Raw genomic sequence first — 26,326 nt, forward strand, 5'->3', positions numbered from 1 at the left:
AGATATCACAATCCTAAACGAGTTGATGAACAAGTTAGCAAATTCTCGACCATACTCAATGTTAAATAATAACAAGGAGGTTATTGTGGGAATTAAAGACTGGCCACAAGGCGAAGGACCAAGAGAGAAGCTACTGCTTAATGGTGCACAGCAACTATCGGATGCAGAGTTACTTGCAGTATTGCTCAGGGTTGGCCTTAAGGGCTTAAGTGCCGTCGAGTTAGCTCGTATTATGATAACCGAGTTTGGAGGGCTTAGAAGCTTGTTGACAGCGTCTCAAGCAGAAGTATGCCGTTTAGATGGAATTGGTCCAGTTAAGTATGCTCAATTGCAGGCTGCTGTAGAGATCGGTAAGCGAATTTCGAAAGAAAAGCTAAAAAGAGGCAAAATTTTATCGGATCCTGATTTAACTCGAGACTATTTAATGAGACAATTAGGGGATCGTGCCTACGAAGTGTTTGCTGTCTTACTGTTAGATAGTCAACATCGGGTGATTCAATTCGTTGAATTATTCAGGGGCACAATAAATTCTGCGTCAGTTTATCCGCGAGATGTGGTGAGCTTGGTGCTTGAGAAAAAAGCTGCGGCTGTGATCGTGTGTCACAATCATCCCTCTGGAGTTGCAGAGCCAAGTACAGCCGACAGACGAATTACTGAGCGATTGAAACAAGCCCTACAAACTATCGATGTTTCCTTGTTGGACCATATGGTTGTAGGCGATCGAGAGATAGTTTCTTTCGCTGAACGAGGGTGGATAGATTAATCTAACCCTTGATCTTTTATTTTAGATCCTGTATAAAATGCGCCCTCTGTTGTGTGCCTCAGGCGACGGCCGTGTTCGAGGTACATTAATGCTCGAGCGTTATATATATTGTTTTGGAGAAGTTTGACATGTCAAGAATATGCCAAGTAACTGGCAAGAAACCAATGGTTGGTAACAACCGTTCGCACGCGAAGAATTCTACGCGACGTCGTTTTTTACCTAACCTACAGAATCACAGATTCTGGTTAGAAATTGAAAAACGTTTCGTTAAGCTACGTATCTCTACTAAGGGTATGCGTATCATTGATAAGAAAGGTATTGAAGTTGTTGTTGCTGAACTTCGTGCCCGCGGCGAGAAGGTATAATAAACCATGGCTAAATCTAAAGGTAATCGTGAGAAGATCAAGCTAGTATCTAGCGCTAAAACTGGTCATTTCTACACGACTGAAAAAAACAAGCGTAACATGCCTGAAAAAATGGAAATCAAGAAATTTGATCCAGTTATTCGTCAGCATGTTATCTACAAAGAAGCTAAAATGAAGTAGTAACTTACTTTTAGCATCTTAAAAAGCCTCTATTTTTAGAGGCTTTTTTTTGTCTTAAAATCCGAATATACCCTCGATAATCCCCTCTCTCGCTACAACGACTGACTATTCATTTCTGCCATCATTAGCTTTATAGGCTTCAACCATTTAAATTCACATGCTTAACAATGTTATTTTATATTAATAAGTGAAAATAAATGCTGTTTAAATGAATTAAAATGCAATATCATCATTAGTGTTTATCAATGATGCAGATTGTTGCGACTGTCTATTTAGACTATAAGGTGGATTTAGCGTGCGTACTACAGAACTTGTCGATGGTTTTCGTCACTCAGCTTCCTATGTCAATGCGCATAGAGGTAAAACATTTGTCGTTATGCTTGGCGGCGAAGCGCTTGCGCAGCCGCAGTTCAAAGCCATTATTAATGATATCGCACTGCTGCATAGCTTAGGGATCAAGATTGTGCTGGTTCACGGCGCTCGGCCACAAATCGATGAAGCACTCGCTCAGCACAGCCTAACCCCTGAGTATTACAATGGTGTGAGGATCACTGAAGAAGATACCTTCAAAGTGATTAAACAGGTGGTTGGTGCATTGCAACTCGATATCACGGCTCGGCTGTCGATGAGTTTGAGTAATACTCCCATGCAGGGCGCTCAAATTAATGTGGTCAGTGGCAATTTTGTTATTGCGCAGCCATTAGGGGTTGAAGATGGTGTGGATTATAGCCTTAGCGGGAGAGTGCGACGGATTGACACTCACGGACTCAAACGGCAGTTAGACAGTGGCTGCATCGTTTTATTAGGCCCTGTAGCAGCCTCAGTCACTGGAGAGAGCTTTAACTTAACGGCTGAAGAGGTTGCGACGCAAATTGCGGTTAAGTTGAAAGCTGACAAGATGATTGGCTTTAGCGCGCATAAAGGCATTATGGATGAGCATGGAGACGTCCTTGCTGAATTGATGCCGACTGATGCCCAAAGCATACTCAATAATTTGCCAGCGCAAGCGCCACTCTGTTTAGGGACCAAGGCATTTTTACAAGCCAGTATTGATGCATGTCGTAATGGCGTGAGTCGTTGTCATTTTGTCAGTTATTTAGATGATGGTGCGCTGCTACAAGAGCTGTTTTCTCGGGACGGTATCGGAACGCAAATTGTGACAGAAAGTGCAGAGCGCTTGCGTCGTGCTTCTATCAGGGATATCGGTGGCATTTTAGATCTTATCCGACCGCTGGAGGAAAAAGGGATTTTAGTGCGCCGTTCGCGTGAACAGCTCGAAGTTGAGATAGAGCAGTTTATGCTGATTGAGCGCGATAGTTTAGTGATTGGTTGCGCTGCTTTCTACCCTTTTGAAGAGGACAACGCGGGGGAGTTCGCCTGTTTGGTGGTGCATCCAGAATACCGAGATGCTGATCGTGGCAGTCTGTTGCTGCAAAATATTATTAGCCAAGCAAGGGTAAGGGGTTACTCACGGTTGTTTGCGTTAACGACTCGCAGTATTCATTGGTTTTTAGAACATGGCTTTACGATTGTTGAAGTCGATGAGCTACCAGGGAAAAAGAAGCAGCTGTATAACTATCAACGTAAATCTAAGATCCTAGCATTAGATTTATAAGTGTTTGCGCCAAGTTCATCTTGACCTAGTGCGTCTAGTGGCCAAGGATAGAGCGACTGTATTAATGAGAACGTCCTATGACTCAGAGCTTTGATCTTGCGCCACTCAGTTCGACAGGTAACTGGAGCTTTATTGCCTTACTGGTCGGCTTTATTGGATTGGGCATTTACATCTACTATAAGGCACTGCCGCAAACCAGCAAGGTGGTAATAGCAGCGGTACTGCTACCTATGGTAGGTGCGTTTAGTTGGATGCTGTATAGCGTTAATGATGCCAAGCTCATTCTGACGACAGACTCTGTAACGGTTGATGTGCCTTTTTATGGTTTTACCCTACCGATTGAAGATGTTAATAAGCTAGAGATCCGCAAGTTAGCTTGGCAACAAGGAGCTGATCTTAGCTTAAAACCCGATCTTCGCGTTAACGGTGTGGGCATGCCTGGTTTTCAGCTCGGATGGTTTAGATTGTCAGATCAGCAAAAGGCATTTGTGGCGATAACTGAGACCGACACCGTGGTGGTGATCCCCACGTTAAGAGGCTACTCAATACTACTGAGCATAGCGCAGCCTGATGCGCTGTTAAGTGCTATCAAATAAGCCTCGTATAGCTAAACCTATTACGTAAAAAGCGAACCTTAAGGGTTCGCTTTTTTAGTATTTTTAAAGCCTACTTTTTTTGCTTTCGCTTATAGAACATATCGACAGTAAACAGGGCCAGTGCTGCCCAAATAAAGGCAAAGGTAATGCCTTTTTCTATATCAAAGGGCTCGTTAAACAAGTTTACTGCAAGAATAAACATGATGCTGGGTCCGATGTACTGAAAAAATCCGAGCATGGTGAATGGGATCCGCACTGCCGCCGCCGAAAAACACAATAGTGGCACCGTCGTCACTACACCGGCTGCGAGCAATAAAAGATTGAGATGCATGTCATTGTTCAACAGATGCGTCATTGAATCACCCATATTGCTTAATAGATAAATCAGCGCAATTGGCATCAAAATCGCGGTCTCAACCAGTAAGCCCGTTTTTGCATCGACATTGACTTTCTTACGCAGCAATCCATAACAAGCAAAAGAGCCTGCTAAGGCAAGCGATACTAGTGGAATAGATCCAAACGAAATTAGCTGTACCGACACACCAATGGCGGCTAAAGAAACCGCAGCCCACTGCAGTTTGCGCAAACGCTCACCGAGAAAAAGCATGGCTAAAAATACATTAACCAGAGGGTTAATAAAGTAACCTAAACTGGCATCGAGCATATGGTCGTTATTCACCGCCCAAATAAACAGCAGCCAGTTAGCGGCGATTAATAATGAGGTGATACACAGAACGGCTAATTGTTTAGGCTTTTTTAATAGTTGTCTGACACGACTAAAGCCGCCAAACAAGCTCATTAATAACGCTACAAAAACAAATGACCAAAGTACACGGTGCAACAATATCTCAGTTGCAGACACATCAGTTAGCAATTTAAAGTACAGCGGAGCGAAGCCCCATAGGGTGTAGGCGCAAATGGCAAATGTGATGCCTTTACGGTGTTCAATATCTTGCATTAGAATGTGCTAAAAAGAGGGAGTAGGGCGTAATTGTAATCTCGTAGTGGCGCAGACTCAAGTTCGCCGAAGTGTTTATCTACACACTGCCGTGTGACAGTGAGGAAAGAAATGCTGCCACATGAGCGCAGAGTGCGACATATAAGCATTTTTAAAAAAATGGCTATCGTGAGTTTGGTATTGAGTCGGTCATGTTTGTTAGCGTAAAGCGATGAGTGCCGTTTCACTATCGCTTATTATGCGTTCGTCTCGATTAGCCAACCATATAAGTGCCTGTGCCGAAAGCAATATGATCGCCTTTTTCATTATGCAGTTCCATTCTGGAAACTGACACTCGATTGCCTGCGCGAATGACGGTACCAGTCCCGGTAAAAATCTCGCCACGTCCTGGACGTAAATAATCGATTCTAAGATCGATGGTGCTTAAGGTTTGAATACGTTTCTCTAACTCTTCGATACTCCAGTCATCACGGCTGGCGACTAGGCCAGAAAAAGCCGTTAATCCGCCAACAACATCAAGCACGGTTGCCGTAACGCCACCATGCAATATTTTCTGATGGATATTACCAATCAATTCGGGCTTCATTTTGACGACAACTTCAACGCCTTCCACATCATAACGTTTGATATCCATGCCGAGTAAGTTGTGAAACGGCACATGTTGGTCAAACACCTCAGCGACCCTGCGTAATGTTTCTTGTTGAATAATATTACTCATTTTGCTCCCTGCTTGTTTCTTTTAGGATCAATCGCTTAGTGTTAGAGCATTTAATCTATCGCTAATGGAGCCTGTGTTGCAAGTTTAAATTTCAATCGATAAACCGTTTGGGGAGAGACAACGGCAGTTCGCTCCATTAGAATGGTCGGCCTTATATTTAACACAGGTTCACTATGGATAAGGTGGCAATCGAACAACCGGTCGATCAGTTATCAGCAAGCCTTCAGTCTGTCTTTGGATATCGCACGTTTAGAGACGGTCAGCGTGAAGTCATTGAACAGATCTGCGCTGGACAAGACTGCTTAGTGATCATGCCGACTGGCGGTGGTAAAAGCCTGTGTTATCAGCTGCCGGCATTGCAACTTTCAGGTTTAACGATAGTGGTGTCACCACTGATATCGTTAATGAAGGATCAAGTCGACAGCCTGACTCAGACTGGCGTGGCCGCTGCTTATCTTAACTCGTCTCAACCTAGGGAAGAGAGCCTAAAGATTTTGCAGCAGATGCGTTATGGCGAGCTAAAATTACTTTATGTTTCACCTGAGCGATTACTGCAAGCAAGCTTTATCGACCGGCTCCATGAGCTAAATATCTCTTTATTCGCCATTGACGAAGCGCATTGTATTTCGCAATGGGGCCATGATTTTAGACCTGAATATGCAGCGCTTGGCCGATTACGGCAGCAATTTCCTCAGGTGCCTATCATGGCATTAACCGCCACGGCAGATAATGCCACACGGGTGGATATCTGTGAGCGATTGACGATAAAGCCATTCTCGCTACTGACGAGCTTCGATAGACCTAATATTCGCTATACCGTCGCTGAAAAGCTCAATGCGGCTAATCAGTTGCGGCAGTTTATTGATGCGCAAAATGGTAACAGTGGCATCGTTTATTGTAGCAGTCGTCGCCGAGTGGACGAGGTGGCTGATCGTTTGCGCCTGCAGGGGCATCAGGCTGAAGCGTATCATGCTGGTCGCACTCAAGAAGAGCGAGCTAATGTGCAAGATCGCTTTCTAAAAGATCAACTGGATATTGTCGTGGCAACCGTGGCCTTCGGCATGGGGATCAATAAGTCTAACGTGCGTTACGTGGTGCACTACGATATTCCTAAAAGCGTTGAAGCTTATTACCAAGAAACGGGCCGAGCAGGTCGAGACGGTCTGGACTCCGAAGCGCTGATGTTATTTGACCCTGCCGACATCGGTAGAGTTAGGCATCTTATTGATCAATCGGAACCCGGGCCGCAGCAACAGGTAGAGTTTCATAAGCTCAACACTATGGCTGCCTTCGCTGAGGCGCAGACATGTCGTCGCCAAGTCTTGCTGCACTATTTTGATGAAAGCGCGTTAGAGCCATGCGGTAACTGTGATATTTGTTTGGACCCACCGAAAAAATACAATGGCATTCAAGATGCCCAAAAAGTGCTGTCGTGCATTTATCGACTCGGGCAACGTTTTGGTGTGAACCACCTGATTGAAGTGCTGAGAGGTTCTAAAGCGGCCACTGTGATGGAGCGGGGGCACAACAAACTTTCGACCTGGGGAATAGGTAAAGAGAAAAGCCATGAACATTGGTTAAGTGTCATTCGTCAGCTTATCCATCTAGGGCTTGCTAACCAAGATATCACTCGTGGCTCTTCGGTTACCCTTAACCCTTCAGCACGAACGGTATTAAAAGGCGAAGTTGAGTTATTACTGGCTGAGCCAAGAATCGTCATTCAAACCACTAAGCGCCGTGGCCATAATCCTAAAGCGCCAATCAATTATGATCGTAAACTCTTTGCCAGGCTTAAGTTATTGAGACGCACCATGGCCGAGGAGCTAGATGTACCGCCATATTTGGTGTTTAACGATGCCACTTTAGCTGAGATGGCCTCTATTTTACCCACCAGTCCCGCTGAGTTACTGGCGGTTAATGGTGTTGGTGAGCGAAAATTAGAACGTTTTGGTGGTGAGTTTTTAGATGAGATTGAAAACTACTTAGCCGAAGGATAATGAGCTTGGTTTAGTTCGTTTTTAGCTTTCTCAGTTGGTTAATATTGGCTCGCTTTATCATTGAATGCAGATCATCAAACTGTTGCATAGATGCTAGGCCAATATTGACTTTGCTCTCTTCTTGCCACACTGAAATGGTACTCGATAGCTGCTTAATCACATTCATCGCACCCTGCTCTGATGTATGCGGCAGCATGATGATGATCTGCTGATCAGATTGCTGTAATAACACATCTTGTTCCCGCAACTTTGTTTGTAGTTGTTCTATAACAATCAGCACATCAGCAGCAATAATATGCTTGGGATTAAAGACTAATAAGGACAAAGGGTAGCCAGCCTGTTTATTGATATTGAGCAGATCTTCAAGAGATTTCTTCTTATCCATCTTGGTGTCAAGATTGACTACGAGGTGTTCAGTTTGTTTTTGTTGCGGTAGTTTTCTTTGGTACCAAGTGATGAATATAACCAAACTGACGATCACTAACGCGATAGGGAAAAAAGAACTGAGCATTATCCCATTGGATGTTGTTGCCGTGATAAGGGAGTGTGTTGGCGGGGTTATCTGCTCTTTACGGCTTAAATCTGCCTTTAGCTGAGATAACCAAATATTCTTAATCGATAGCGTTTCATTTTCGAGAGCCTCTAATTGTTTAAGCTGATATTGATACGCGAGTGAGAACTTTCCCTGCTCTGCAAAGTAAGTCGCCAAAGTGGCATAGCAATTCTTTAAATCTGAGTAACGAGCATTGTCCTTCGCCAATGATATTGCTTGTTCCATTAGTGTCAAACCCGCAGCTTCATTATCCCGCTTTAGATTAACTTGGGCATTTAGCCATAAAACACTAATGGTGTTAATAGCATCAGCTTCCTTACGAAATGTACTTAAACTGAGGTTTAATAATTGTTCTGCGCTACTGTATTTCCCGCTGTCAAAATCAATAAGTGCAATTGTTTTGTAAGCAATCGCAAGCTCCAACGGTGTGCTTAACTCGGCGAGCTTGACTCTTGCTATCTGAGTATACTTATTACGCAGGTTTGGTTGTTGATTTTGCTGGGCGAATCTTGCCATATCGAGCGCAATAAAAAGTAACACTTTTCCTTGTGTTGTCTCTTCATTCAAGGCTTTTTTCAAGTTTTTCTCTGCCTCTTTTTGTTCGCCTATCTCGGCCAACTGTTTGGCCATTGATGTGTATAGGTAGCCTTTAGGCGGCCAAGTCCATTTTTGTTTTTGTTGAGTAATGTCTGGATAGATATCGAGGGCTAATCGTAGATCTTCAATGGCCGCGTTGTTGTGATTAACATTGGCATTAAGCAGGCTTCTTAGCCAGAGGCCACCTATCAACGCTTGAGGCTGTTTTAGCTGACGTGACAATGAAATAGAGGAGTATAACAGCGGTAATGCTTGTTGATAGTCACCGAAGTTTGCATAAGCTTGCGCCATACAGTTTAAAAAGTAGGGCCGAGCTTGTTCAAGTCCTAATTGTTTTGCCCTAGCTTCGCTTAAACGTGCGAGATTGACTGCTGCCGCATTTTCGCCAAGTTGAATATAGGATTCACATTTAAGCGCACTTAAGCGCATTAATATAGAGTCTGATCTTACTACCCCCTCAAAGTGACCTTCGAGCGTATTAATCTCTGACAATGCTTGACTTGGATATTGAAATACAAGGGTATTTAATTGATCAAGTTGTTCTAACGTGCCCGCATATACTGGCGAAACCCAGCATGCCAGACAAAGAACGATGATCCTAAAATCCATTTTTAGCTCCAGTGGTAACTCTTCAATCCGCTTTCCATTAGCAGAACGGAGCTATTATAACCATTTTATCTAAAAATATGCATAAAAAAGCTGAACAGTTGAGAATATTGCGACATCACTCTATTTTCGGTGCTGCTTAGCAATAATATCTCGAGATAGTGTTTGTTGTTGACTTTAAGTGTCGCTATTGTCATTTGCGTAAGCAATGTTAGGCTTGTTAAATGCTGAAGTTGAGCAATTTAGACTTGACACAGATGGCTGGTCGCGTTAAAAATTAACTCTGTCAGCAACTCATGCTGAAATATTTATTTAATAAAGATGAATAATCATTGATGAAACACACAAGCACACTATTCCGACTCCTCATTCTCATTCTCGCAGTCACTGCGCGGCGGATATAGTGCTACACGCTTGAGAAAGCCAGCATTTATAAACCCCGCACATAATACGCGGGGTTTTTTGTATTTAAATTGCCTGAAAGCATAACTGAACGTTTGAAGTTCAATGGAGATAATAGATGTCTAACCGCGTGATTATATTTGACACGACACTACGTGATGGCGAGCAAGCATTAGCTGCTAGTTTAACGGTTAAAGAAAAGCTTCAAATTGCGTTGGCCTTAGAACGTCTTGGCGTTGATATCATGGAAGTTGGTTTTCCGGTGTCATCACCGGGTGATTTTAAGTCGGTGCAGACGATTGCTAGAACGGTAAAGAATAGCCGTGTTTGTGCACTAGCAAGGGCATTAGAAAAAGATATCGATGCAGCCGCACAAGCATTATCGGTTGCTGATCAATTTCGTATCCATACCTTTATATCAACCTCAACCATTCACGTTGAAAGTAAGCTTAAGCGTTCTTTTGATCAAGTATTGGAAATGGCAGTGGCTGCTGTTAAGTATGCGCGCCGCTTTACCGATGATGTTGAATTCTCATGTGAAGATGCTGGTCGAACCCCTATTGATAACCTTTGCAGAATGGTTGAAGAGGCCATTAAGGCTGGTGCTCGCACCATAAACATTCCTGATACTGTCGGTTACACCGTACCGAGTGAATTCGGTGGCATTATTCAAACCTTGTTTAACCGAGTACCTAATATCGACCAAGCCGTTATCTCGGTTCATTGTCATGACGACCTTGGTTTATCGGTGGCTAACTCTATAACTGCAGTGCAGCACGGTGCCCGCCAAATTGAGTGTACCGTCAACGGTATTGGTGAGCGTGCCGGTAACTGTTCGTTAGAAGAGATCGCGATGATTTTGTCGACCCGTAAAGGCACCTTGGGTCTAGAGACAGGCATTAATGCCAAAGAGATCCATCGTACTTCGAGTTTGGTGAGCCAGCTTTGTAATATGCCAGTGCAGGCAAACAAAGCCATTGTGGGCGCTAACGCCTTCACACACTCTTCCGGTATTCATCAAGATGGTATGTTAAAAGCGAAAAATACCTACGAGATTATGACACCAGAAAGTATCGGCTTAAACCGTAGCAATCTGAACATGACGTCACGCTCTGGAAGACATGTTATTAAGCATCGTATGAGTGAACTCGGTTATAGCGAGCAAGATTACGACATGGACGTGCTGTATAACGATTTCTTAGTGTTGGCGGACAAAAAAGGCCAGGTGTTTGATTACGATCTTGAAGCGTTAGCCTTTATGGAAGCACAAGCGGAAGATGATGATCATTTTAAGCTGCAGCAGTTAGTGGTGCATTCAGATTCTACCGAAGGCAGCGCTACAGCCACCGTTAAAATTGAAGTCAATGGTCAAACGATTACCGAAGCGGCTATTGGTAATGGCCCTGTCGATGCAGCTTATAAAGCGGTTGCTCGTGCAAGTGGCTGTGAGATAGACATCACTAGCTACCAGCTTGGCGCGAAAGGCGAAGGGCAGAATGCACTGGGTCAGGTCGATATTACCGCCAGTTATCGTCAGCAGAACTTCCACGGTGTCGGACTTGCCACAGACGTTGTTGAAGCCTCGGCTAAAGCATTAGTTCATGTGATGAACCTTACTTGGCGAGCCGATAAAGTCGCTGATTGTAAGCAGAAGATTAAACAGAATAAGCAAGAACTCGGCTGTGTTTAGGCTTTAAACATAGCAATAGTTTGATGTACCCGATTTGAATATAAGAAAAATTTAAAGGAGATAGTTGTCGTATGAGTTATCAAATAGCAGTGTTAGCTGGAGATGGGATTGGTCCTGAAGTCATGGCAGAAGCCCGTAAAGTACTTACGGCTATTGAGGAACGCTTTGCTCTTTCTATTGAATATACTGACTACGATGTTGGCGGCGCCGCGATTGATAATCAAGGTTGCCCGTTACCGGAGGCGACTCTTAAAGGCTGTGAAGCCGCTGACGCTATTCTTTTTGGTTCAGTAGGCGGTCCTAAGTGGGAACACTTAGCGCCAAATGATCAACCAGAGCGTGGAGCATTATTGCCGCTGCGTGGTCACTTTGAGCTGTTCTGTAATATGCGTCCGGCTAAATTACATGCTGGGCTTGAGCATATGTCACCGCTGCGCAGTGATATTTCATCACGTGGATTTGATATACTTTGCGTGCGAGAACTCACCAGTGGTATCTATTTTGGTAAGCCTAAAGGCCGTCAGGGCGAAGGTGAAAACGAAGAAGCGTTTGATACCATGCGTTATAGCCGTAAAGAGATCACCCGTATTGCTAAAATTGCTTTTGAGACCGCTCAAGGTCGTCGTAAAAAAGTCACCTCCGTTGATAAAGCGAATGTGCTGGCATGTTCAGTGTTATGGCGTGAAGTTGTTGAAACGGTAGCGAAAGATTATCCAGATGTTGAGCTTGAACATATCTATATTGATAATGCGACCATGCAACTATTACGTCGCCCCAATGAGTTTGATGTGATGCTCTGTTCTAACTTATTTGGCGATATCATCTCTGACGAGATAGCCATGCTAACCGGATCTATGGGCTTACTATCGTCTATCAGTATGAACAGTTCAGGTTTTGGTTTGTATGAGCCCGCTGGCGGCAGTGCGCCAGATATTGCGGGTCAAGGTATTGCCAATCCAGTGGCGCAGATTTTGTCTGCAGCTTTGTTATTGCGCCATAGCTTAAAGCAAGAAGCAGCCGCAACGGCGATAGAGTTAGCGGTAGGTAAAGCATTAGGTGACGGTTATTTAACCGGTGAATTACTGCCAGCTGAGGAGCGTCACAATGCAAAATCAACCCGCCAAATGGGCGATTATATTGCTCAGCTTGTAAGAGAAGGTGTTTAACAATGGCTAAGACGTTATATGAAAAGGTATGGGATGACCATATTGTGGTGGCGACAAAAGGTGAAGCACCGATTATCTATGTCGATAGACATCTCGTCCATGAAGTGACCTCGCCTCAAGCATTTAGTGGTTTGCAAGTGGCGGGTCGCAAAATGCGCGCCCCAGAAAAAACTTTTGCCACCATGGACCATAACACCTCAACGACCAGTGCTAGCTTGGATGCCTTAAGTATTATGGCGCGCACTCAAGTGCAAACCTTGGAGCGCAACTGTAAAGAGTTTGGTGTGCGTCTTTATGATATTCATCATAAGAACCAAGGTATTGTGCATGTAATGGGCCCTGAACTGGGTATTACCTTACCGGGCACTGTGATTGTATGTGGCGATTCACATACTGCAACTCACGGCGCTTTTGGGGCGTTAGCATTTGGTATCGGTACCTCGGAAGTTGAACATGTGATGGCAACGCAGACGTTACGTCAGCTAAAAGCCAAGACCATGAAGATTGAAGTGCGTGGCCACGTTGCTGATGGCATTACCGCAAAAGATATCGTACTGGCAGTTATTGGTAAGATTGGCATGGACGGCGGTACGGGCTACGTGGTTGAGTTTTGTGGCGAAGCCATTGAAGCGCTTAGCATGGAAGGCCGCATGACCGTGTGTAACATGGCCATCGAGATGGGCGCCAAAGCGGGCATGATAGCCCCTGACGCAACCACCGCTGCGTACATTAAGGGTCGTGAATTCGCACCAAAAGGCGACAATTGGGAGCAAGCCGTTGCGGCTTGGGCGCAATTGAAAACAGACGATGATGCAGTATTTGATGCGACGGTGACGCTTGAAGCGGGCGATATTGCTCCACAGTTAACTTGGGGAACCAACCCTGGACAAGTCGTCGCGATTGACCAATTGGTGCCTAATCCAATTGATGCCATCAATTCAACGGTTCGTTCAAGTATCGAGAAAGCCCTTAAATATGTTGATTTGAGCGCAGGCACCTTAATGACAGATGTAGACATTAATAAGGTGTTTATCGGTTCATGTACTAACTCTCGTATTGAGGACCTTCGCGCTGCTGCGGTACATGCTAAAGGGCGTCAAGTTGCCCAAGGCGTGACTGCGATAGTGGTGCCAGGTTCTGGGCTGGTGAAGGAGCAAGCTGAAGCAGAAGGCTTAGATAAGATATTTTTGGATGCAGGCTTTGAGTGGCGTCTACCGGGGTGCTCTATGTGCTTAGCGATGAATGACGATAAGTTAGAAGCGGGCGATCGCTGCGCATCGACGAGTAACCGTAACTTTGAAGGTCGACAAGGGCGAGGTAGCCGCACTCACTTGGTGAGTCCCGCTATGGCCGCTGCTGCAGCTATTGCAGGTCATTTTGTTGATATCCGTAAACCTTACTAGAGAGTTAAGTTATGCAACCATTTATTGCACACACAGGGCTTGCGGTTATCATTGATAGCGCAAACATTGATACCGACCAGATTATTCCGAAGCAGTTTTTGTCTAAGGTGACCCGCGATGGTTTTGGCATTCACCTGTTCCATGACTGGCGTTATCTTGATGATGCCGGCAATGAGCCTAATCCTGATTTTAGTTTAAATAAACCCCGTTATAAAGGGGCCTCAGTCTTAGTCTCGCAAGAGAACTTTGGCTGTGGTTCTAGTCGAGAACACGCCCCATGGGCACTGGCTGACTTTGGTTTAAAAGCCATTATTGCCCCGAGCTTTGCCGATATCTTTTATGGCAACTCAATCAACAATGGTTTATTGCCCGTTCAGTTAACAGAAACAGAAGTTGCTCAATTGATCACAGAGATTGAAGCGCAACCAGGCGCCGAGGTCCATGTTGACCTGCAAGCATTAACTGTGACGTCGCCGTCTGGCGCGGTGTTTAGCTTCCAAATAGCGGAATCTGCCAGACACAACTTGCTAAATGGTCTCGATGCGATTGGATTGACGTTAGCTCAATCTGATGCGATTGCAACGTACGAAGCAAATTTACCGGCATGGAGAGTTTAACTAAAGCCTGAAAATGTGATTATTAAGCGTACATCTGTACCAGCGTATCGTGTTAAGAAAGCCATTTAGGTTTAAACCTAAATGGCTTTTGTTTTAAATGTTACCGCCAACCAGTTAACGCATTGTAATTATGGGTTTATTTAGTTTTGGCTTAAGACTTTTTGCATCCATTGCTTTTTAGGTAGTGATTTATGCTACTAGAGTTTGTTTTTTTGAGTGTACGTTTGTTTTTCTTTTTGTTGTTATTATTCATTTGTAATTATTGCCTTTTTATGTGATTTTATTTTTTGACTTGTCTGCTTTAGCGACGTTTTCTGCGCGTTTGTATCCTGTTTTAAATTTTAAACTGTGATCTGTAATGGGTTATCACTGCTCTTAATGCTTTTTGGTGGTGTTTTATGCTGTTTTTATTAAAACGCTTGTAAAGATATTCTGTGCTTGTAAAATCCGCTCCACTTTAAAGTGGAGTGATTACTCTACTTGTTGTAATTACATAATTAGAGAATAAAAATGAATAAGCGTTTATTAACACTTGCCGTTAGCACGGTACTTTTGGGGAATGTGACACAGGTTCAAGCTGCTGGATTCCAGCTAGCTGAATACTCAGCTACGGGCCTTGGGCGTGCGTTTGCTGGTGAAGCGGCAATGGCTGATAACGCAGCTGCACAGTTTCGTAATCCGGCGATGTTGACTTATTTAACGGGTACTCAAATGACGGCGGGCGCCATTTTGGTTATGCCGAATATCGATATCAACGGCGAAGTGACCTATACCGATGGCACTAACCCTACTTCTGCAAAAGATATCGCTGACGATGCTGTTATTCCAAACTTCTATGTATCTCATCAGATAAACCAACAGTGGTTTGTTGGTCTTGCGCTAGGCAGCAACTTTGGTATGGCGACTGAGCTCGATGATGATTTTCGCGGTACTCAATTTGGTAATGAAGCATCAGTAACCACAATCGAAATTAACCCGAATGTGGCTTACCGCATTAATGATCAATTTAGTATTGGTGCTGGTGTGCGCTTTGTTATTGGCGAAGGCAGCATTGGTGCGAAAAGTTCAGTTGACACCGTTCTTCCTACTCCTATGGGCAATTTGTCAGTACCAAAGGGAACAACGCTCAAATACATGGAAGGTGATGATACTGCTTGGGGCTGGCAGCTTGGTGGTGCTTGGCAGATCAATGCCGATAACCGTATCGGACTGAACTATCGATCTGCTGTGGATCAAAACCTTGAAGGAGAAGCTGGCGGTTTAGCCTTTAATCCTATGGATCCTAACATGAAAATGGCGGGCTCTATGGAGCTGTCATTGCCAGCAACTGCTGAAATTGCTTCATTCCATCAACTCAGTGAGAAGCTAGCGATCCATGCCAGCATCAACTGGACTGATTGGAGTTCATTCGACAAGCTTGAAGCCATTATTCCATCGCTATCTGAGCCGACTCAACTAGTGAAGCAAGAAAACTGGGAAGACAACTACCGTTTTGCACTGGGTACCACTTATCAGTTAAACGACACTCTTAGCATGAGAGCGGGTGTTGCATATGACAAGTCAGCAGTATCTGATGCAAACCGTACTCTAACAATTCCAGAAATGGATCGTCTCTGGTTGAGTGCGGGTATGGGTTACCGCATTAGTGAAAACTTTGATATGGACTTTGGCCTGACTTACATCTTTGCTGATGAATCTCCAGTGGTTGAACCTCGTCCTGGTATCCCATCAGATGATTCTTCTGCACACTTTGGTGGTACTTTTAGTGGAACGACCAGCGGCAATATTTTGTTAGTCGGTATTCAAACAAGTTACCGCTTCTAAACTCATAATATTGTAAGTAGCATGGCACTTACAACACGCGAGTGTTGTTCTGTAACGTTATAAGCCTCGCAATTGCGAGGCTTTTTACTTTCTATTGGGGTTGGATTATTAGATGAGTTTCATGGTAAAAAAGACTAATAGTTATCTTTGTGCTTGGTCTAAAGGCTCATGCTAAGGGCCATTGGTCTCTCTGGTACAGAAATGCTGACGTAGACCTCATCAAAAAATGAACTGGGTGCGGCAATGGCAGATTATTTGTAGTACTTACCGATGCTAAAGTGACTCCGGCTCAAGTGGTTGGCTCTGCTAATGATGTCAGCACGGTTATGAAGGTCACCTGGAGCTATAAGGGTGAAACGTCGGCGGATAATAGTCATATTGTGCAACCGGAAATCGGCCTGCTACAAGATACACGTCAATAAGGAAGTTTTTTGTGTCAAAGAAATATGTCATAGCGCTTGATCAAGGCACTACCAGTTCTAGAACCATCGTTTTTGATCATAACGCGAATATGGTGGCGAGCTCTCAGCGAGAGTTTGGGCAAATTTATCCCAAGCCGGGTTGGGTTGAGCATGATGCGATGGAGATATGGGCATCTCAAAGCTCAACGCTAATAGAAGCATTGGCAAGAGCCGATATTCATAGTGAGGACGTCGCAGCGATTGGCATCACTAATCAGCGTGAGACCACGGTTATTTGGGACAAAATAACGGGTAAACCAGTCTATAACGCGATTGTATGGCAATGCCGAAGAAGCAAAGTGATATGCGATGAATTGAAAGCACAGGGGCTTGAAGATTACGTTAGAGATACCACGGGCTTGCTGTTAGATCCTTATTTTTCAGGTACTAAAATAAAATGGATCCTAGACAATGTTGATGGCGTAAGAGCGCGGGCTGAAAGAGGCGAGCTTTTATTTGGCACCATAGATACTTGGTTAGTCTGGAAGCTTACCGAAGGTAAAGTGCATGTCACTGATCCAACCAATGCCTCGCGTACGTTATTGTTCAATATTCATCGCCAAGAGTGGGATGAAAAGCTGCTTAATGCACTTAATATCCCACGATCCATTCTTCCTGAAGTCAAACCGTCGTCAGCGATCTATGGTCACACCCGTATTGTGGGCGAGGGCGGCAGCATTGCGATTGCAGGGATCGCTGGCGACCAGCAATCAGCGTTGTTTGGTCAACTATGCATTGATGAAGGCATGGCAAAAAATACCTATGGTACTGGCTGCTTTTTATTAATGAACACGGGCACAGAAGCGGTGAAGTCAAAGCATGGTTTACTAACAACCATTGCGGTCGGGGCTAAAGGCGAAGTCAATTATGCGCTCGAAGGGTCGGTATTTATGGGGGGCGCGACCATTCAATGGCTGCGTGATGAGTTAGGTCTTATTCGAGATGCACAAGATACGGAGTACTTTGCCTCAAAAGTAGATGACACCAATGGCGTATATCTGGTGCCGGCATTTGTTGGATTAGGTGCACCGTATTGGGATCCTGACGCTCGAGGCGCATTAGTTGGGCTGACACGTGGTGCAAATCGTAATCATATTATTCGTGCAGCACTTGAAGCTATTGCCTACCAAAGTCGAGATCTGCTTGATGCGATGAGTAAAGACAGTGGTGTGCAGCTTAAGCAGATAAAAGTGGACGGGGGGGCGGTTGCCAACGACTTTTTAATGCAGTTTCAAGCCGATATCACTAATGTAGAAGTGTTGCGTCCAGAGTTAACTGAAACCACGGCGATGGGGGCTGCATTCTTAGCGGGATTAGCGGTCGGCTTTTGGAGTTCTACAGCAGAGCTTAAGCATAAATCGGGCATAGAGCGACGTTTTAAACCGCAGCTGAATGATGCTGCTAGAGCCACTCTGTATGATGGCTGGAAAGAAGCGGTGGCTAGAACACGTTAGATATTGATGTCGATATGAGGAAAGGGCGAGTCATCTTCTTTATCAGCTGGAGAGTGTCGTTCTTCGTCATCACGCCTATCTTCGACATAGTTTTTACGTCTTTCTAACGTTGGTTCTAGCTGATAAAGACCGGGTGGGTTTTTACGTCTTTCCTCTCGAGACTGACGTCTTTCTAAATTTGGCGGTAGTTGTGATTGTGGTTGTTCATGACTATCCGCTGCAATCGCGGCACTATTATCTACTGGCTTTACACCATTTTTCTGTTTAATCTCACGCAGTGGTGGTCGTGCAAGCATGGCGTAAACACTGTCTAAACTGATCATACTGCTCCCTCTTTGTAAGTTATTGATACCTTATATATCGACCGCTACTGATTAAAATTTAGCCTGTTGGTGATGTTTTTCGAAATGAGTGATGGTTTAAGTCAAAGACTCCACCTTATTGGGGCTTTAATCGTATTGACCATCGTTGATATCTGCTCGAATCCCTGACGGTGACAACCAGATTCTGTGTTTGACTGTAAGATATTTATGATTAAGGCATGGTAATGGGTTAAATATTGTTAACCCTATTTTATCTGCAGCTCTCTGAAAGTGGCTTTTACTTCGGTAAATAGACTAATTAAGGCTTCGTTAATAAATGGCTGTAGGGAAAAAACATCCTTAAAGTACGACCTCAGATCCACTCTATTACTCTCTACTGTCTGTTTTTCCTACTGATTAGAAATTTTGAATAACCTAGCTCCCACAAAATCCCCTATTTGTGCACTCGATTACAACTAGATGAAAACTGGCTGCTAACCCGCTTGGTTACTGGATTTTAAATAGAGCAGAATCCTTGACAATTCTTGCATTCTGTCCCTAAACTTAGCTGTTGTGGGGAAATGTGGAAATTTGTGGATTTTAATAATTTAACAAGGATGACTTAAGGTGTTTTCTGGGGCGAGTGCTATCAGCTTAGATGCTAAAGGACGGGTCGCGATACCAAAACGGTACCGTGAGTCTTTGCATGCCCATCATAACAGCCAATTAGTGATTACTGTCGATATTCAATCACCTTGTTTACTGGTCTATCCAATACAAGAGTGGGAGCAAGTTGCCGCTAAATTATCCCAATTATCAGATACACAACCTGCCGAGCGCGCGATCAAACGCATGCTACTTGGTTATGCCCATGAATGTGAGCTTGATGGCAATGGCCGAATTTTACTGCCGACACCCTTACGTCAATACGCCAATTTAGAAAAGCGGGCGATGTTAGTCGGTCAGCTTAATAAGTTTGAGCTGTGGGACGAAGCTGCTTGGCAGCAACAGATTGAAGAGAGTCGCATTGCGATTCTTAATGAAGATTTAGCAGCTAACTCACGTTTAGCTGACTTTTCGCTCTAACGAGTGATATTAACCAATAGAAGATGAACATGACGCAATCATTTGAACACCTATCCGTCTTGCTGACAGAAACCGTCGCAGGCCTAAACATACGGGAAGATGGCATCTACATTGATGGTACCTTCGGCCGCGGTGGACATTCAAGAAAAGTGCTAGAGCAGTTAGGCCCTAATGGTCGTTTGATCGCTATCGATAGAGATCCACAAGCTATTGTTGCAGCCCAGCAGTTTGAAGACGATAGTCGATTCCAAATTGTGCATGGTGGCTTTGGACAGTTAGCAGAATATGTAGAAGAGTTAGGCCTAAAAGGCAAAATCGATGGTGTATTACTTGATTTTGGTGTGTCTTCGCCTCAATTAGATGACGCTGAGCGTGGTTTTAGTTTCTTGCGCGATGGTCCCCTTGATATGCGCATGGATAACTCACAAGGCCAAACGGCAGCTCAATGGATTGCCCGCGCTGAAATTGAAGATATGGCATGGGTATTTAAGACCTATGGCGAAGAGAAAAATTCTCGACATATTGCGCGTTGTATTGCGGCCGATCGAGAGAAAGAACCCTTTTTACGCACCAAAGCGTTAGCTGACCTTATCGCACGTATTTCTAAAAATAAAGAGCGTAATAAGCATCCTGCAACACGTGTGTTTCAGGCGATTCGAATTTATATCAATAGTGAGCTTGAACAAATTGATCAAGCGCTTGAAGGGGCATTAAAAGTACTTGCACCTGAAGGTCGCCTATCAGTAATTAGCTTCCACTCATTAGAAGATCGCATGGTTAAGCGTTTTATTCGCCGTCACAGTCAAGGGGCAAGTGTGCCACATGGGCTACCTATCACCGAAGCAGAAATTAATAAAACTCGTAAGTTAAAAGGCATAGGCAAAGCCATTAAACCGTCAGTGGAAGAGGTTGAACGTAACGCGAGATCGCGCAGTTCAGTATTGCGTATTGGCGAGCGCTTACCCTACGATATTGACGAACAGTAAAGACTACGGTGAGTAAATCGCAGCTTAATCTGCCCCGTATTGTACTGCTCGATTTGTGGCACCACAAATGGGTCATGGTGGTCGCACTATTGGTGATGCTTAATGCTATTGCTGTGGTGTATACCAGTTACGAAGGTCGGCAATACATTAGTCAGTGGGAGCTGTTGTTACAAGAGCGAGACCGATTAGATATTGAATGGCGAAACCTGCTACTTGAAGAGCAGTCTCGCTCAGAACATAGCAGGGTAACTCGGATGGCGACCAAAGAGCTCAATATGAGGCGGCCATTACCTAAAGAAGAGGTAGTAGTAAGAGTGCGATGAATAAACAAGCAAAGCGCAAACAGAAACCAAAGTTAATTCAATGGCGTTTATACGTTGTTGTGGCGTTTGTTTGCTTGTTATTTAGCAGTCTTATTGGGCGAGCGGCTTATATTCAGATCATTGAGCCGGAAAAGCTGCGTCATGAAAGTGATATGCGTACGTTAAGAACAACGAGCCGCGAAGTACAGCGTGGCTTGATCACCGATCGTAATGGTGAAATGTTAGCGGTCAGCGTACCCGTTAAGGCGGTTTATGCCGATCCTAAAGTGGTGCATGATGAAAATGGCTTCGTTGATATGCGCCGCTGGCAGGCATTAGCTGACGTGCTGCACGAGCCAAAAGATAAGATCCTCAAACGTGTACAAGCTAATCCGCGTAAACGCTTTACCTATTTGAAACGCCAAGTCACCCCCGCGGTTGCTGACTATATCAAAAAACTCAAACTGCCCGGAATCTATCTTAAGCCCGAATCGCGTCGCTATTATCCAACTAGCGAAATATCGGCACAGTTAGTGGGTATTACCAATATTGATGATCTTGGTATCGAAGGTATTGAAAATACTTACAACGATTGGTTAACGGGGACGCCGAGTAAACAGAAAGTGCGTAAATCTCGCGATGGCCACGTGGTTGAGCGTTTGGATATGGTGCAAGAGGGTGAAAGCCCGAATGATCTTGTATTAAGTATCGATCAGCGAATTCAACAATTAGCATATCGAGAGATAAAAAAAGCCACTGAAGTTAATCAAGCCACCTCAGCATCGATTGTGGTGCTAGATGTGAATACTGGCGAAGTGCTAGCGATGGCCAACACGCCATCTTATAACCCCAATTCTCGAGAGAACTTACAGAGCTATCGGATGCGCAACCGCGCCTTAACGGATGCCTATGAACCTGGTTCAACCATTAAACCTTTTGTAGTGGCTGCAGCACTTGATGCAGGCTATATCAAACAGGACGACATTATAAAAACCAGTCCAGGTCGTATACGCATCGGTGGCAAGATAGTGCGTGATGGGCGTAATTATGGTGATCTTTCTCTTAGCGGCATCCTTGTTCACTCCAGTAATGTTGGTATGAGCAAAATAGCCTTATCAATGCCAGTACAAGAGTTATTAGGTTCTCTGCAAACAATGGGCTTGGGTAACTACTCGGGGATTAACCTCGAAGGCGAAAGCGCGGGTCTTATCCATGACCGTAGGCGTTGGTCAGAGTTTGGGCGGGCGACGTTATCATTTGGCTATGGCTTAATGGCGACCCCTTTACAGCTCGCCAGAATGTACGCGACTCTCGGCAGTAAAGGTGTGCTTTATCCTGTTTCAATCTTAAAACTCAAGCAAAAACCTGAAGGTACTCAAGTGATATCCGCTGAAGTCGCGCAGAGCGTGATGGAGATGCTCGTAGGCGTAACGGAGAAAGGCGGCACGGCACGTAAAGCGCATATTGAAGGTTATCCCGTTGCAGGTAAAACGGGGACTGCCCGTAAAGCCGTTGCCGGAGGCTATGGTGAGGATTATGTGGCTATTTTTGCTGGAGTAGCTCCAGTACATAATCCCAGACTTGCCATTGCCGTTATCGTTAATGAGCCTAAAGGCGACCGCTATTATGGCGGTGATATCGCAGCTCCTGTCTTTGCATCCGTAATGTCTGCTGCGCTGCAGATGTTAAATGTAGAACCAATTTCTAGCCGCGAGAAAGTTCGTTTGGCAGCTTTATCTAGGAATGCAGAATAATGTTAATTCGAGATCTCCTTGCTCCTTGGTTTCACTATTCCGGAAGAGACGTATTTAATGATTTAACGCTTGATAGCCGTGCGCTAAAAGTGGGAGATCTATTTGTTGCAGTACCTGGTTATCAGGTCGATGGACGACAGTATATTAAGGCCGCTTTTGCCAAGGGCGCAGCGGCAGTGTTGGTGCATACCGATTCTCCCGAAGAACATGGCAATATTACCTCCGAGATGGGGCTGGAAATTGCTTTTTTCCAGCTTAATCGACAAGTGTCGGCGCTCGCAGCGCAGGCTTACCCAATGTCGAGTCAACGCCCACGAATTATCGGTGTGACGGGGACAAATGGTAAAACATCAGTCACCCAGTTAATTGCTCAGTTACAGCAACTTCAACATAAGCAAGCTGCGGTAATGGGGACGTTAGGCAATGGCTTGTGGGGCAAGCTAGTCGACAGTGGCAATACCACAGCGGATGCCATTACTCTTATTAAGCAGTTACAAGATTTTGAAATTAGCCATGCCGATACGTGTGCGATGGAGGTGTCGAGTCACGGCTTAGTGCAGGGCCGCGTCGAAGCGGTACCGTTTGATGTTGCAGTATTTACCAATTTGAGTCGTGATCATCTTGATTATCATCACACGATGGAGGCTTATGGAGCGGCCAAGCAGCGACTTTTTCATTTTAGCTCTTTACGCGCAGGGCTGATTAATTGTGATGACGCAACTGGCGCGTCATGGTTAGCACAAACATCTTCCGCTAAAACACCAGCGTCTAAAACATTAGCTTTCAGCATCAAAGGTGATACCAAAGCGGATATCTACGCCAAGCATTGTCAATATCATGATGGCGGTGTGTCATGCATCCTCGTTTGGCCTGAAGGTGAAGCTACGTTGGTGTCGCCATTACTGGGCGACTTTAACTTGTCTAATTTAGTGGCTGCATTAGGCGCGCTATATCTTGTTGGTGCAGATATGGCTGCCCTTGTTAAGTCCGCCGCCATGCTGACCCCCGTTGCAGGACGAATGGAGCGTTTTACGACGACCAATAAGGTTACCTTAGTGGTTGATTATGCACATACGCCCGACGCCATTGAGCACGCTTTACAGGCATTAAGAGTGCATTGTAAAGGGCAGCTATGGTGTCTGTTTGGTTGTGGCGGTGATCGTGATGCTGGTAAGCGTCCGATGATGGCTCGCAGTGCTGAACAGTTTGCCGACCACGTGATGGTGACCAGTGACAATGCTCGCAGTGAAAACCCAGAAGAAATTATCGCGAATGTATTTTCCGGATTTACTGAACCGCAAAAAGCGCAATCACAAGTCAATCGAAAAACAGCGATCAGAGAGGTCGTGGCGATGGCTAAAGCGGGTGACATGGTGTTAATCGCTGGCAAAGGACATGAAACCTATCAAGAAGTTAATGGTGAAAAATTGAATTACGACGAACGAGCTTTTACGCAAGCGATAGCGGAAGGTAATGCATGATAACGCTATCACTGACTGAAATAGCCCAGCACCTCGGCGGTAAACTGCACGGTGAAGACCTGTCGGTTGAACAGGTGTCGAGCGACAGTCGTGTTGTATGTGACAAAACTCTTTTTGTTGCACTGAAAGGTGATAATTTTGATGGGCATAATTTTGTTGCATCAGCAGTAGAACTGGGTGCAAAAGCGGTATTGGTTGAACGTTTATTGCCGATTGCGGTGTCGCAAATTATTGTGGAAAACAGTCAGCGGGCAATGGGCGAGATTGGCGCGTATGTTCGTCAACGGTTAGCGCCTATTTGTGTTGCGTTGACCGGTTCAAACGGCAAGACCAGCGTAAAAGAGATGGTCGCGACTATTCTGTCTCAGCAGCATCAAGTGCTTTATACCGCGGGTAACTTTAATAATGAGATTGGCGTGCCGCTGACGCTATTACGCTTGCAGGTTGGAGACCAATTTGGTGTGTTTGAGTTAGGTGCCAACCATGCTGGTGAAATCGATTATACCTCGAGCTTAGTCAAGCCCAATGTTGCGATGGTTAATAACGTGGCTTCGGCACATCTTGAGGGGTTTGGTTCTTTGGCTGGCGTTGCTAAGGCCAAAGCAGAAATATTCAATCATGTTGCTGCGGATGGCACGGCGATTATCAACGCTGATGATGCGTTTGCGACGGTGATGTTAGAAGCATCTAAGCATTTAGCGCAACTGACGTTTGCGATTGATGCCGACGCCAAGGTTAAAGCAACAGCATTACAAGCTGATAAAGGGGGTCGATACCACTTCAATATCTCCTATGCAGATCAACATAAGTCAGTGGCTTTGCCGCTGGCAGGACGTCATCAAGTGCTTAATGCTTTAGCGGCCACAAGTATCTGTTTGGCGTTGGGACTGACATTAAATAATATCTGCCAAGGGTTAAGCTTACTTAAACCGGTAAAAGGTAGAATGTTGCCAACCAGCTTAGGCCGCGTAACTGTTATTGATGATAGTTATAATGCTAACCCCGCTTCGGTCGGTGCTGCGATTGACTGGCTGCAAAAAATTCAAGGGGATCGGTGTTTAGTGCTGGGCGATTTAGGGGAATTAGGCGACAATGCCGCCCTTTTGCACCGTGATCTAGGTAAAGAAGCTAAAACAAAAGGTGTTGATGCACTGTTTTGTGTTGGCGAGCTAAGTGAAGGTGCAAGTGTTGCTTTTGGTGCTACACACTATAAAGATATCAAGGAATTGGTCGCAAAATTAATAACTTATATTAATGAACGTCCTGGAGATATCAGCATATTAGTCAAAGGTTCTCGCAGTGCGAGAATGGAACGTGTAGTTGAAGCTTTAACAATGGCCTTTGGTCGCGGGGAGTTTGTTTAATGCTGGTTTACCTGGCGGAGTATTTAACCCAATTTTACAGTGGGTTTAACGTATTTTCTTATGTCACATTTAGAGCCATTCTTGGCTTGATGACGGCATTAATGTTTAGTCTTTGGTGGGGACCAAAGATGATTAAGCGGTTGCAGTTATTGCAAATTGGTCAAGTCGTACGCAGTGATGGTCCAGAGTCGCACTTTAGTAAGAGTGGTACACCGACTATGGGTGGCTTACTTATTCTTGCAGGTGTCTTCATTAGTGTATTGCTTTGGGGTGATTTGGGTAGTCGCTATGTGTGGGTTGTTCTGTTTGTTTTAGCAAGCTTTGGCACCATTGGTTTTATTGATGATTATCGCAAAGTCGTTCGTAAAGACACTAAAGGCTTGATCGCAAGATGGAAGTACCTTCTGCAGTCTCTGGCGGCCATTGTTATTGCGGTTTACCTCTATGCTTCGGCTGATCTAGCGGGTGAAACCCAGTTAGTCGTGCCTTTCTTTAAAGATGTGATGCCTCAACTTGGCGGCTTCTTTATCGTGCTAGTGTATTTCACTATTGTCGGTTCAAGTAATGCGGTGAATCTAACTGACGGACTCGACGGTTTGGCTATTATGCCAACAGTGATGGTTGCCGCTGCATTTGCACTGATTGCTTATCTTTCTGGCCATGTTCAATTCGCTAATTATTTGCATATACCTTATCTGCCCGGGGCGGGTGAATTGGTCATTGTCTGTACCGCTATCGTGGGTGCTGGCTTGGGATTCTTGTGGTTTAACACCTACCCTGCACAAGTGTTTATGGGCGATGTTGGGTCTTTAGCACTTGGGGCGGCATTAGGTGCAATCGCGGTATTAGTCCGTCAAGAGATCCTACTGGTGATCATGGGCGGTGTTTTCGTGATGGAGACGGTGTCGGTCATTTTGCAAGTGGGATCATACAAATTAAGGGGCCAGCGTATTTTCCGCATGGCACCTATACACCACCATTATGAGTTGAAAGGTTGGCCCGAACCACGAGTTATTGTGCGTTTTTGGATCATCTCCTTATTCCTAGTTTTGCTAGGACTTGCAACATTGAAGCTTAGATAATACG

General features: G+C 44.8%; 24 protein-coding genes. 20 read left to right on the top strand and 4 right to left on the bottom strand.

Annotation, left to right across the window (positions count from 1 at the left end; all coding sequences use genetic code 11):
* Positions 1 to 85 precede the first annotated feature (85 nt).
* The 5 genes from radC to CXF86_RS06125 all read left to right on the top strand — a co-directional run bounded on the left by radC (position 86) and on the right by CXF86_RS06125 (position 3,519).
* Positions 86 to 763: a RadC family protein gene (gene radC, locus CXF86_RS06105; RefSeq protein ID WP_101089356.1), complete on the top strand. Its 678-nt coding sequence runs from the start codon at positions 86 to 88 to the stop codon at positions 761 to 763.
* Between the two features lie 128 nt (positions 764 to 891).
* Complete coding sequence (gene rpmB, locus CXF86_RS06110; RefSeq protein ID WP_101089357.1) at positions 892 to 1,128, top strand: 50S ribosomal protein L28; 237 nt, start codon at positions 892 to 894, stop codon at positions 1,126 to 1,128.
* Between the two features lie 6 nt (positions 1,129 to 1,134).
* Entirely contained in the window at positions 1,135 to 1,308 is a 174-nt protein-coding gene (gene rpmG, locus CXF86_RS06115) for a 50S ribosomal protein L33 (protein WP_101089358.1), read from the top strand.
* Between the two features lie 295 nt (positions 1,309 to 1,603).
* Positions 1,604 to 2,923 (top strand): amino-acid N-acetyltransferase, encoded by a 1,320-nt coding sequence (gene argA / locus CXF86_RS06120; RefSeq protein ID WP_101089359.1) that lies wholly within the window; start codon positions 1,604 to 1,606, stop codon positions 2,921 to 2,923.
* A gap of 77 nt (positions 2,924 to 3,000) precedes the next feature.
* A complete protein-coding gene (locus CXF86_RS06125; RefSeq protein ID WP_101089360.1) occupies positions 3,001 to 3,519 on the top strand; it encodes a PH domain-containing protein in 519 nt (172 codons plus the stop codon).
* Positions 3,520 to 3,589: 70 nt separating this feature from the next.
* On the opposite strand, the gene rarD is transcribed toward CXF86_RS06125, so the two are convergent.
* Both rarD and CXF86_RS06135 read right to left on the bottom strand, forming a co-directional pair.
* Positions 3,590 to 4,477 carry an EamA family transporter RarD gene (rarD, locus tag CXF86_RS06130; protein WP_101089361.1) on the bottom strand — a complete coding sequence of 296 codons (888 nt, stop codon included), beginning with the start codon at positions 4,475 to 4,477 and terminating at the stop codon, positions 3,590 to 3,592.
* Between the two features lie 253 nt (positions 4,478 to 4,730).
* Complete coding sequence (locus tag CXF86_RS06135; RefSeq protein WP_101089362.1) at positions 4,731 to 5,195, bottom strand: thioesterase family protein; 465 nt, start codon at positions 5,193 to 5,195, stop codon at positions 4,731 to 4,733.
* A gap of 173 nt (positions 5,196 to 5,368) precedes the next feature.
* Between CXF86_RS06135 and recQ the strand changes: the two genes are divergently transcribed.
* The gene (recQ, locus tag CXF86_RS06140; RefSeq protein WP_101089363.1) at positions 5,369 to 7,192 is read left to right on the top strand and encodes a DNA helicase RecQ; all 1,824 of its coding nucleotides are present in this window, start codon (positions 5,369 to 5,371) and stop codon (positions 7,190 to 7,192) included.
* Between the two features lie 10 nt (positions 7,193 to 7,202).
* Here recQ and CXF86_RS06145 read toward each other — a convergent pair whose 3' ends face one another.
* Positions 7,203 to 8,951, bottom strand: a complete 1,749-nt coding sequence (locus CXF86_RS06145) for a nucleotidyl cyclase domain-containing protein (protein WP_102038608.1) — start codon at positions 8,949 to 8,951, stop codon at positions 7,203 to 7,205.
* A gap of 517 nt (positions 8,952 to 9,468) precedes the next feature.
* On the opposite strand from CXF86_RS06145, the gene leuA reads away from it, so the two are divergent.
* The 7 genes from leuA (at position 9,469) to glpK (ending at position 17,965) form a co-directional block, all read left to right on the top strand.
* Positions 9,469 to 11,040, top strand: coding sequence for a 2-isopropylmalate synthase (leuA, locus tag CXF86_RS06150; protein WP_101089365.1), 1,572 nt, complete (start codon positions 9,469 to 9,471; stop codon positions 11,038 to 11,040).
* Positions 11,041 to 11,111: 71 nt separating this feature from the next.
* Positions 11,112 to 12,206, top strand: coding sequence for a 3-isopropylmalate dehydrogenase (leuB, locus tag CXF86_RS06155; protein WP_101089366.1), 1,095 nt, complete (start codon positions 11,112 to 11,114; stop codon positions 12,204 to 12,206).
* Positions 12,207 to 12,208: 2 nt separating this feature from the next.
* The gene (gene leuC, locus CXF86_RS06160; protein ID WP_101089367.1) at positions 12,209 to 13,609 is read left to right on the top strand and encodes a 3-isopropylmalate dehydratase large subunit; all 1,401 of its coding nucleotides are present in this window, start codon (positions 12,209 to 12,211) and stop codon (positions 13,607 to 13,609) included.
* 11 nt (positions 13,610 to 13,620) lie between these two features.
* Positions 13,621 to 14,226: a 3-isopropylmalate dehydratase small subunit gene (leuD, locus tag CXF86_RS06165; protein ID WP_101089368.1), complete on the top strand. Its 606-nt coding sequence runs from the start codon at positions 13,621 to 13,623 to the stop codon at positions 14,224 to 14,226.
* Positions 14,227 to 14,736: 510 nt separating this feature from the next.
* On the top strand, positions 14,737 to 16,050 hold the full coding sequence (locus CXF86_RS06170) for an outer membrane protein transport protein (RefSeq protein ID WP_102038609.1): 1,314 nt from the start codon (positions 14,737 to 14,739) through the stop codon (positions 16,048 to 16,050).
* Positions 16,051 to 16,328: 278 nt separating this feature from the next.
* Positions 16,329 to 16,472, top strand: coding sequence for a hypothetical protein (locus CXF86_RS22695; RefSeq protein ID WP_157822875.1), 144 nt, complete (start codon positions 16,329 to 16,331; stop codon positions 16,470 to 16,472).
* A gap of 11 nt (positions 16,473 to 16,483) precedes the next feature.
* A complete protein-coding gene (gene glpK, locus CXF86_RS06175) occupies positions 16,484 to 17,965 on the top strand; it encodes a glycerol kinase GlpK (RefSeq protein WP_102038610.1) in 1,482 nt (493 codons plus the stop codon).
* Here the strand turns inward: glpK and CXF86_RS06180 are convergent.
* Positions 17,962 to 18,288, bottom strand: coding sequence for a hypothetical protein (locus CXF86_RS06180; protein WP_101089371.1), 327 nt, complete (start codon positions 18,286 to 18,288; stop codon positions 17,962 to 17,964). The two genes, glpK and CXF86_RS06180, sit on opposite strands and share 4 nt — an antisense overlap.
* 606 nt (positions 18,289 to 18,894) lie before the next feature.
* Here CXF86_RS06180 and mraZ point away from each other — a divergent pair.
* Genes mraZ through mraY form a run of 7 tightly spaced genes read left to right on the top strand, consistent with a single transcriptional unit; the run spans position 18,895 to position 26,322 of the window.
* Complete coding sequence (mraZ, locus tag CXF86_RS06185; RefSeq protein ID WP_101089372.1) at positions 18,895 to 19,353, top strand: division/cell wall cluster transcriptional repressor MraZ; 459 nt, start codon at positions 18,895 to 18,897, stop codon at positions 19,351 to 19,353.
* A gap of 29 nt (positions 19,354 to 19,382) precedes the next feature.
* Positions 19,383 to 20,339: a 16S rRNA (cytosine(1402)-N(4))-methyltransferase RsmH gene (gene rsmH / locus CXF86_RS06190; protein ID WP_102038611.1), complete on the top strand. Its 957-nt coding sequence runs from the start codon at positions 19,383 to 19,385 to the stop codon at positions 20,337 to 20,339.
* Between the two features lie 8 nt (positions 20,340 to 20,347).
* Positions 20,348 to 20,662, top strand: coding sequence for a cell division protein FtsL (gene ftsL, locus CXF86_RS06195; RefSeq protein ID WP_101089374.1), 315 nt, complete (start codon positions 20,348 to 20,350; stop codon positions 20,660 to 20,662).
* Positions 20,659 to 22,395 (top strand): peptidoglycan D,D-transpeptidase FtsI family protein, encoded by a 1,737-nt coding sequence (locus CXF86_RS06200; RefSeq protein ID WP_101089375.1) that lies wholly within the window; start codon positions 20,659 to 20,661, stop codon positions 22,393 to 22,395. The genes ftsL and CXF86_RS06200 overlap by 4 nt, the downstream gene beginning before the upstream one ends.
* On the top strand, positions 22,395 to 23,876 hold the full coding sequence (gene murE, locus CXF86_RS06205; RefSeq protein WP_257985303.1) for a UDP-N-acetylmuramoyl-L-alanyl-D-glutamate--2,6-diaminopimelate ligase: 1,482 nt from the start codon (positions 22,395 to 22,397) through the stop codon (positions 23,874 to 23,876). Before CXF86_RS06200 ends, murE begins: the two co-directional genes overlap by 1 nt.
* Positions 23,873 to 25,240 carry a UDP-N-acetylmuramoyl-tripeptide--D-alanyl-D-alanine ligase gene (murF, locus tag CXF86_RS06210; RefSeq protein ID WP_102038613.1) on the top strand — a complete coding sequence of 456 codons (1,368 nt, stop codon included), beginning with the start codon at positions 23,873 to 23,875 and terminating at the stop codon, positions 25,238 to 25,240. Before murE ends, murF begins: the two co-directional genes overlap by 4 nt.
* A complete protein-coding gene (mraY, locus tag CXF86_RS06215; RefSeq protein WP_102038614.1) occupies positions 25,240 to 26,322 on the top strand; it encodes a phospho-N-acetylmuramoyl-pentapeptide-transferase in 1,083 nt (360 codons plus the stop codon). The genes murF and mraY overlap by 1 nt, the downstream gene beginning before the upstream one ends.
* Positions 26,323 to 26,326 lie beyond the last annotated feature (4 nt).

The organism is Shewanella sp. GutCb (assembly GCF_002836135.1).
Taxonomy (GTDB): domain Bacteria; phylum Pseudomonadota; class Gammaproteobacteria; order Enterobacterales; family Shewanellaceae; genus Shewanella.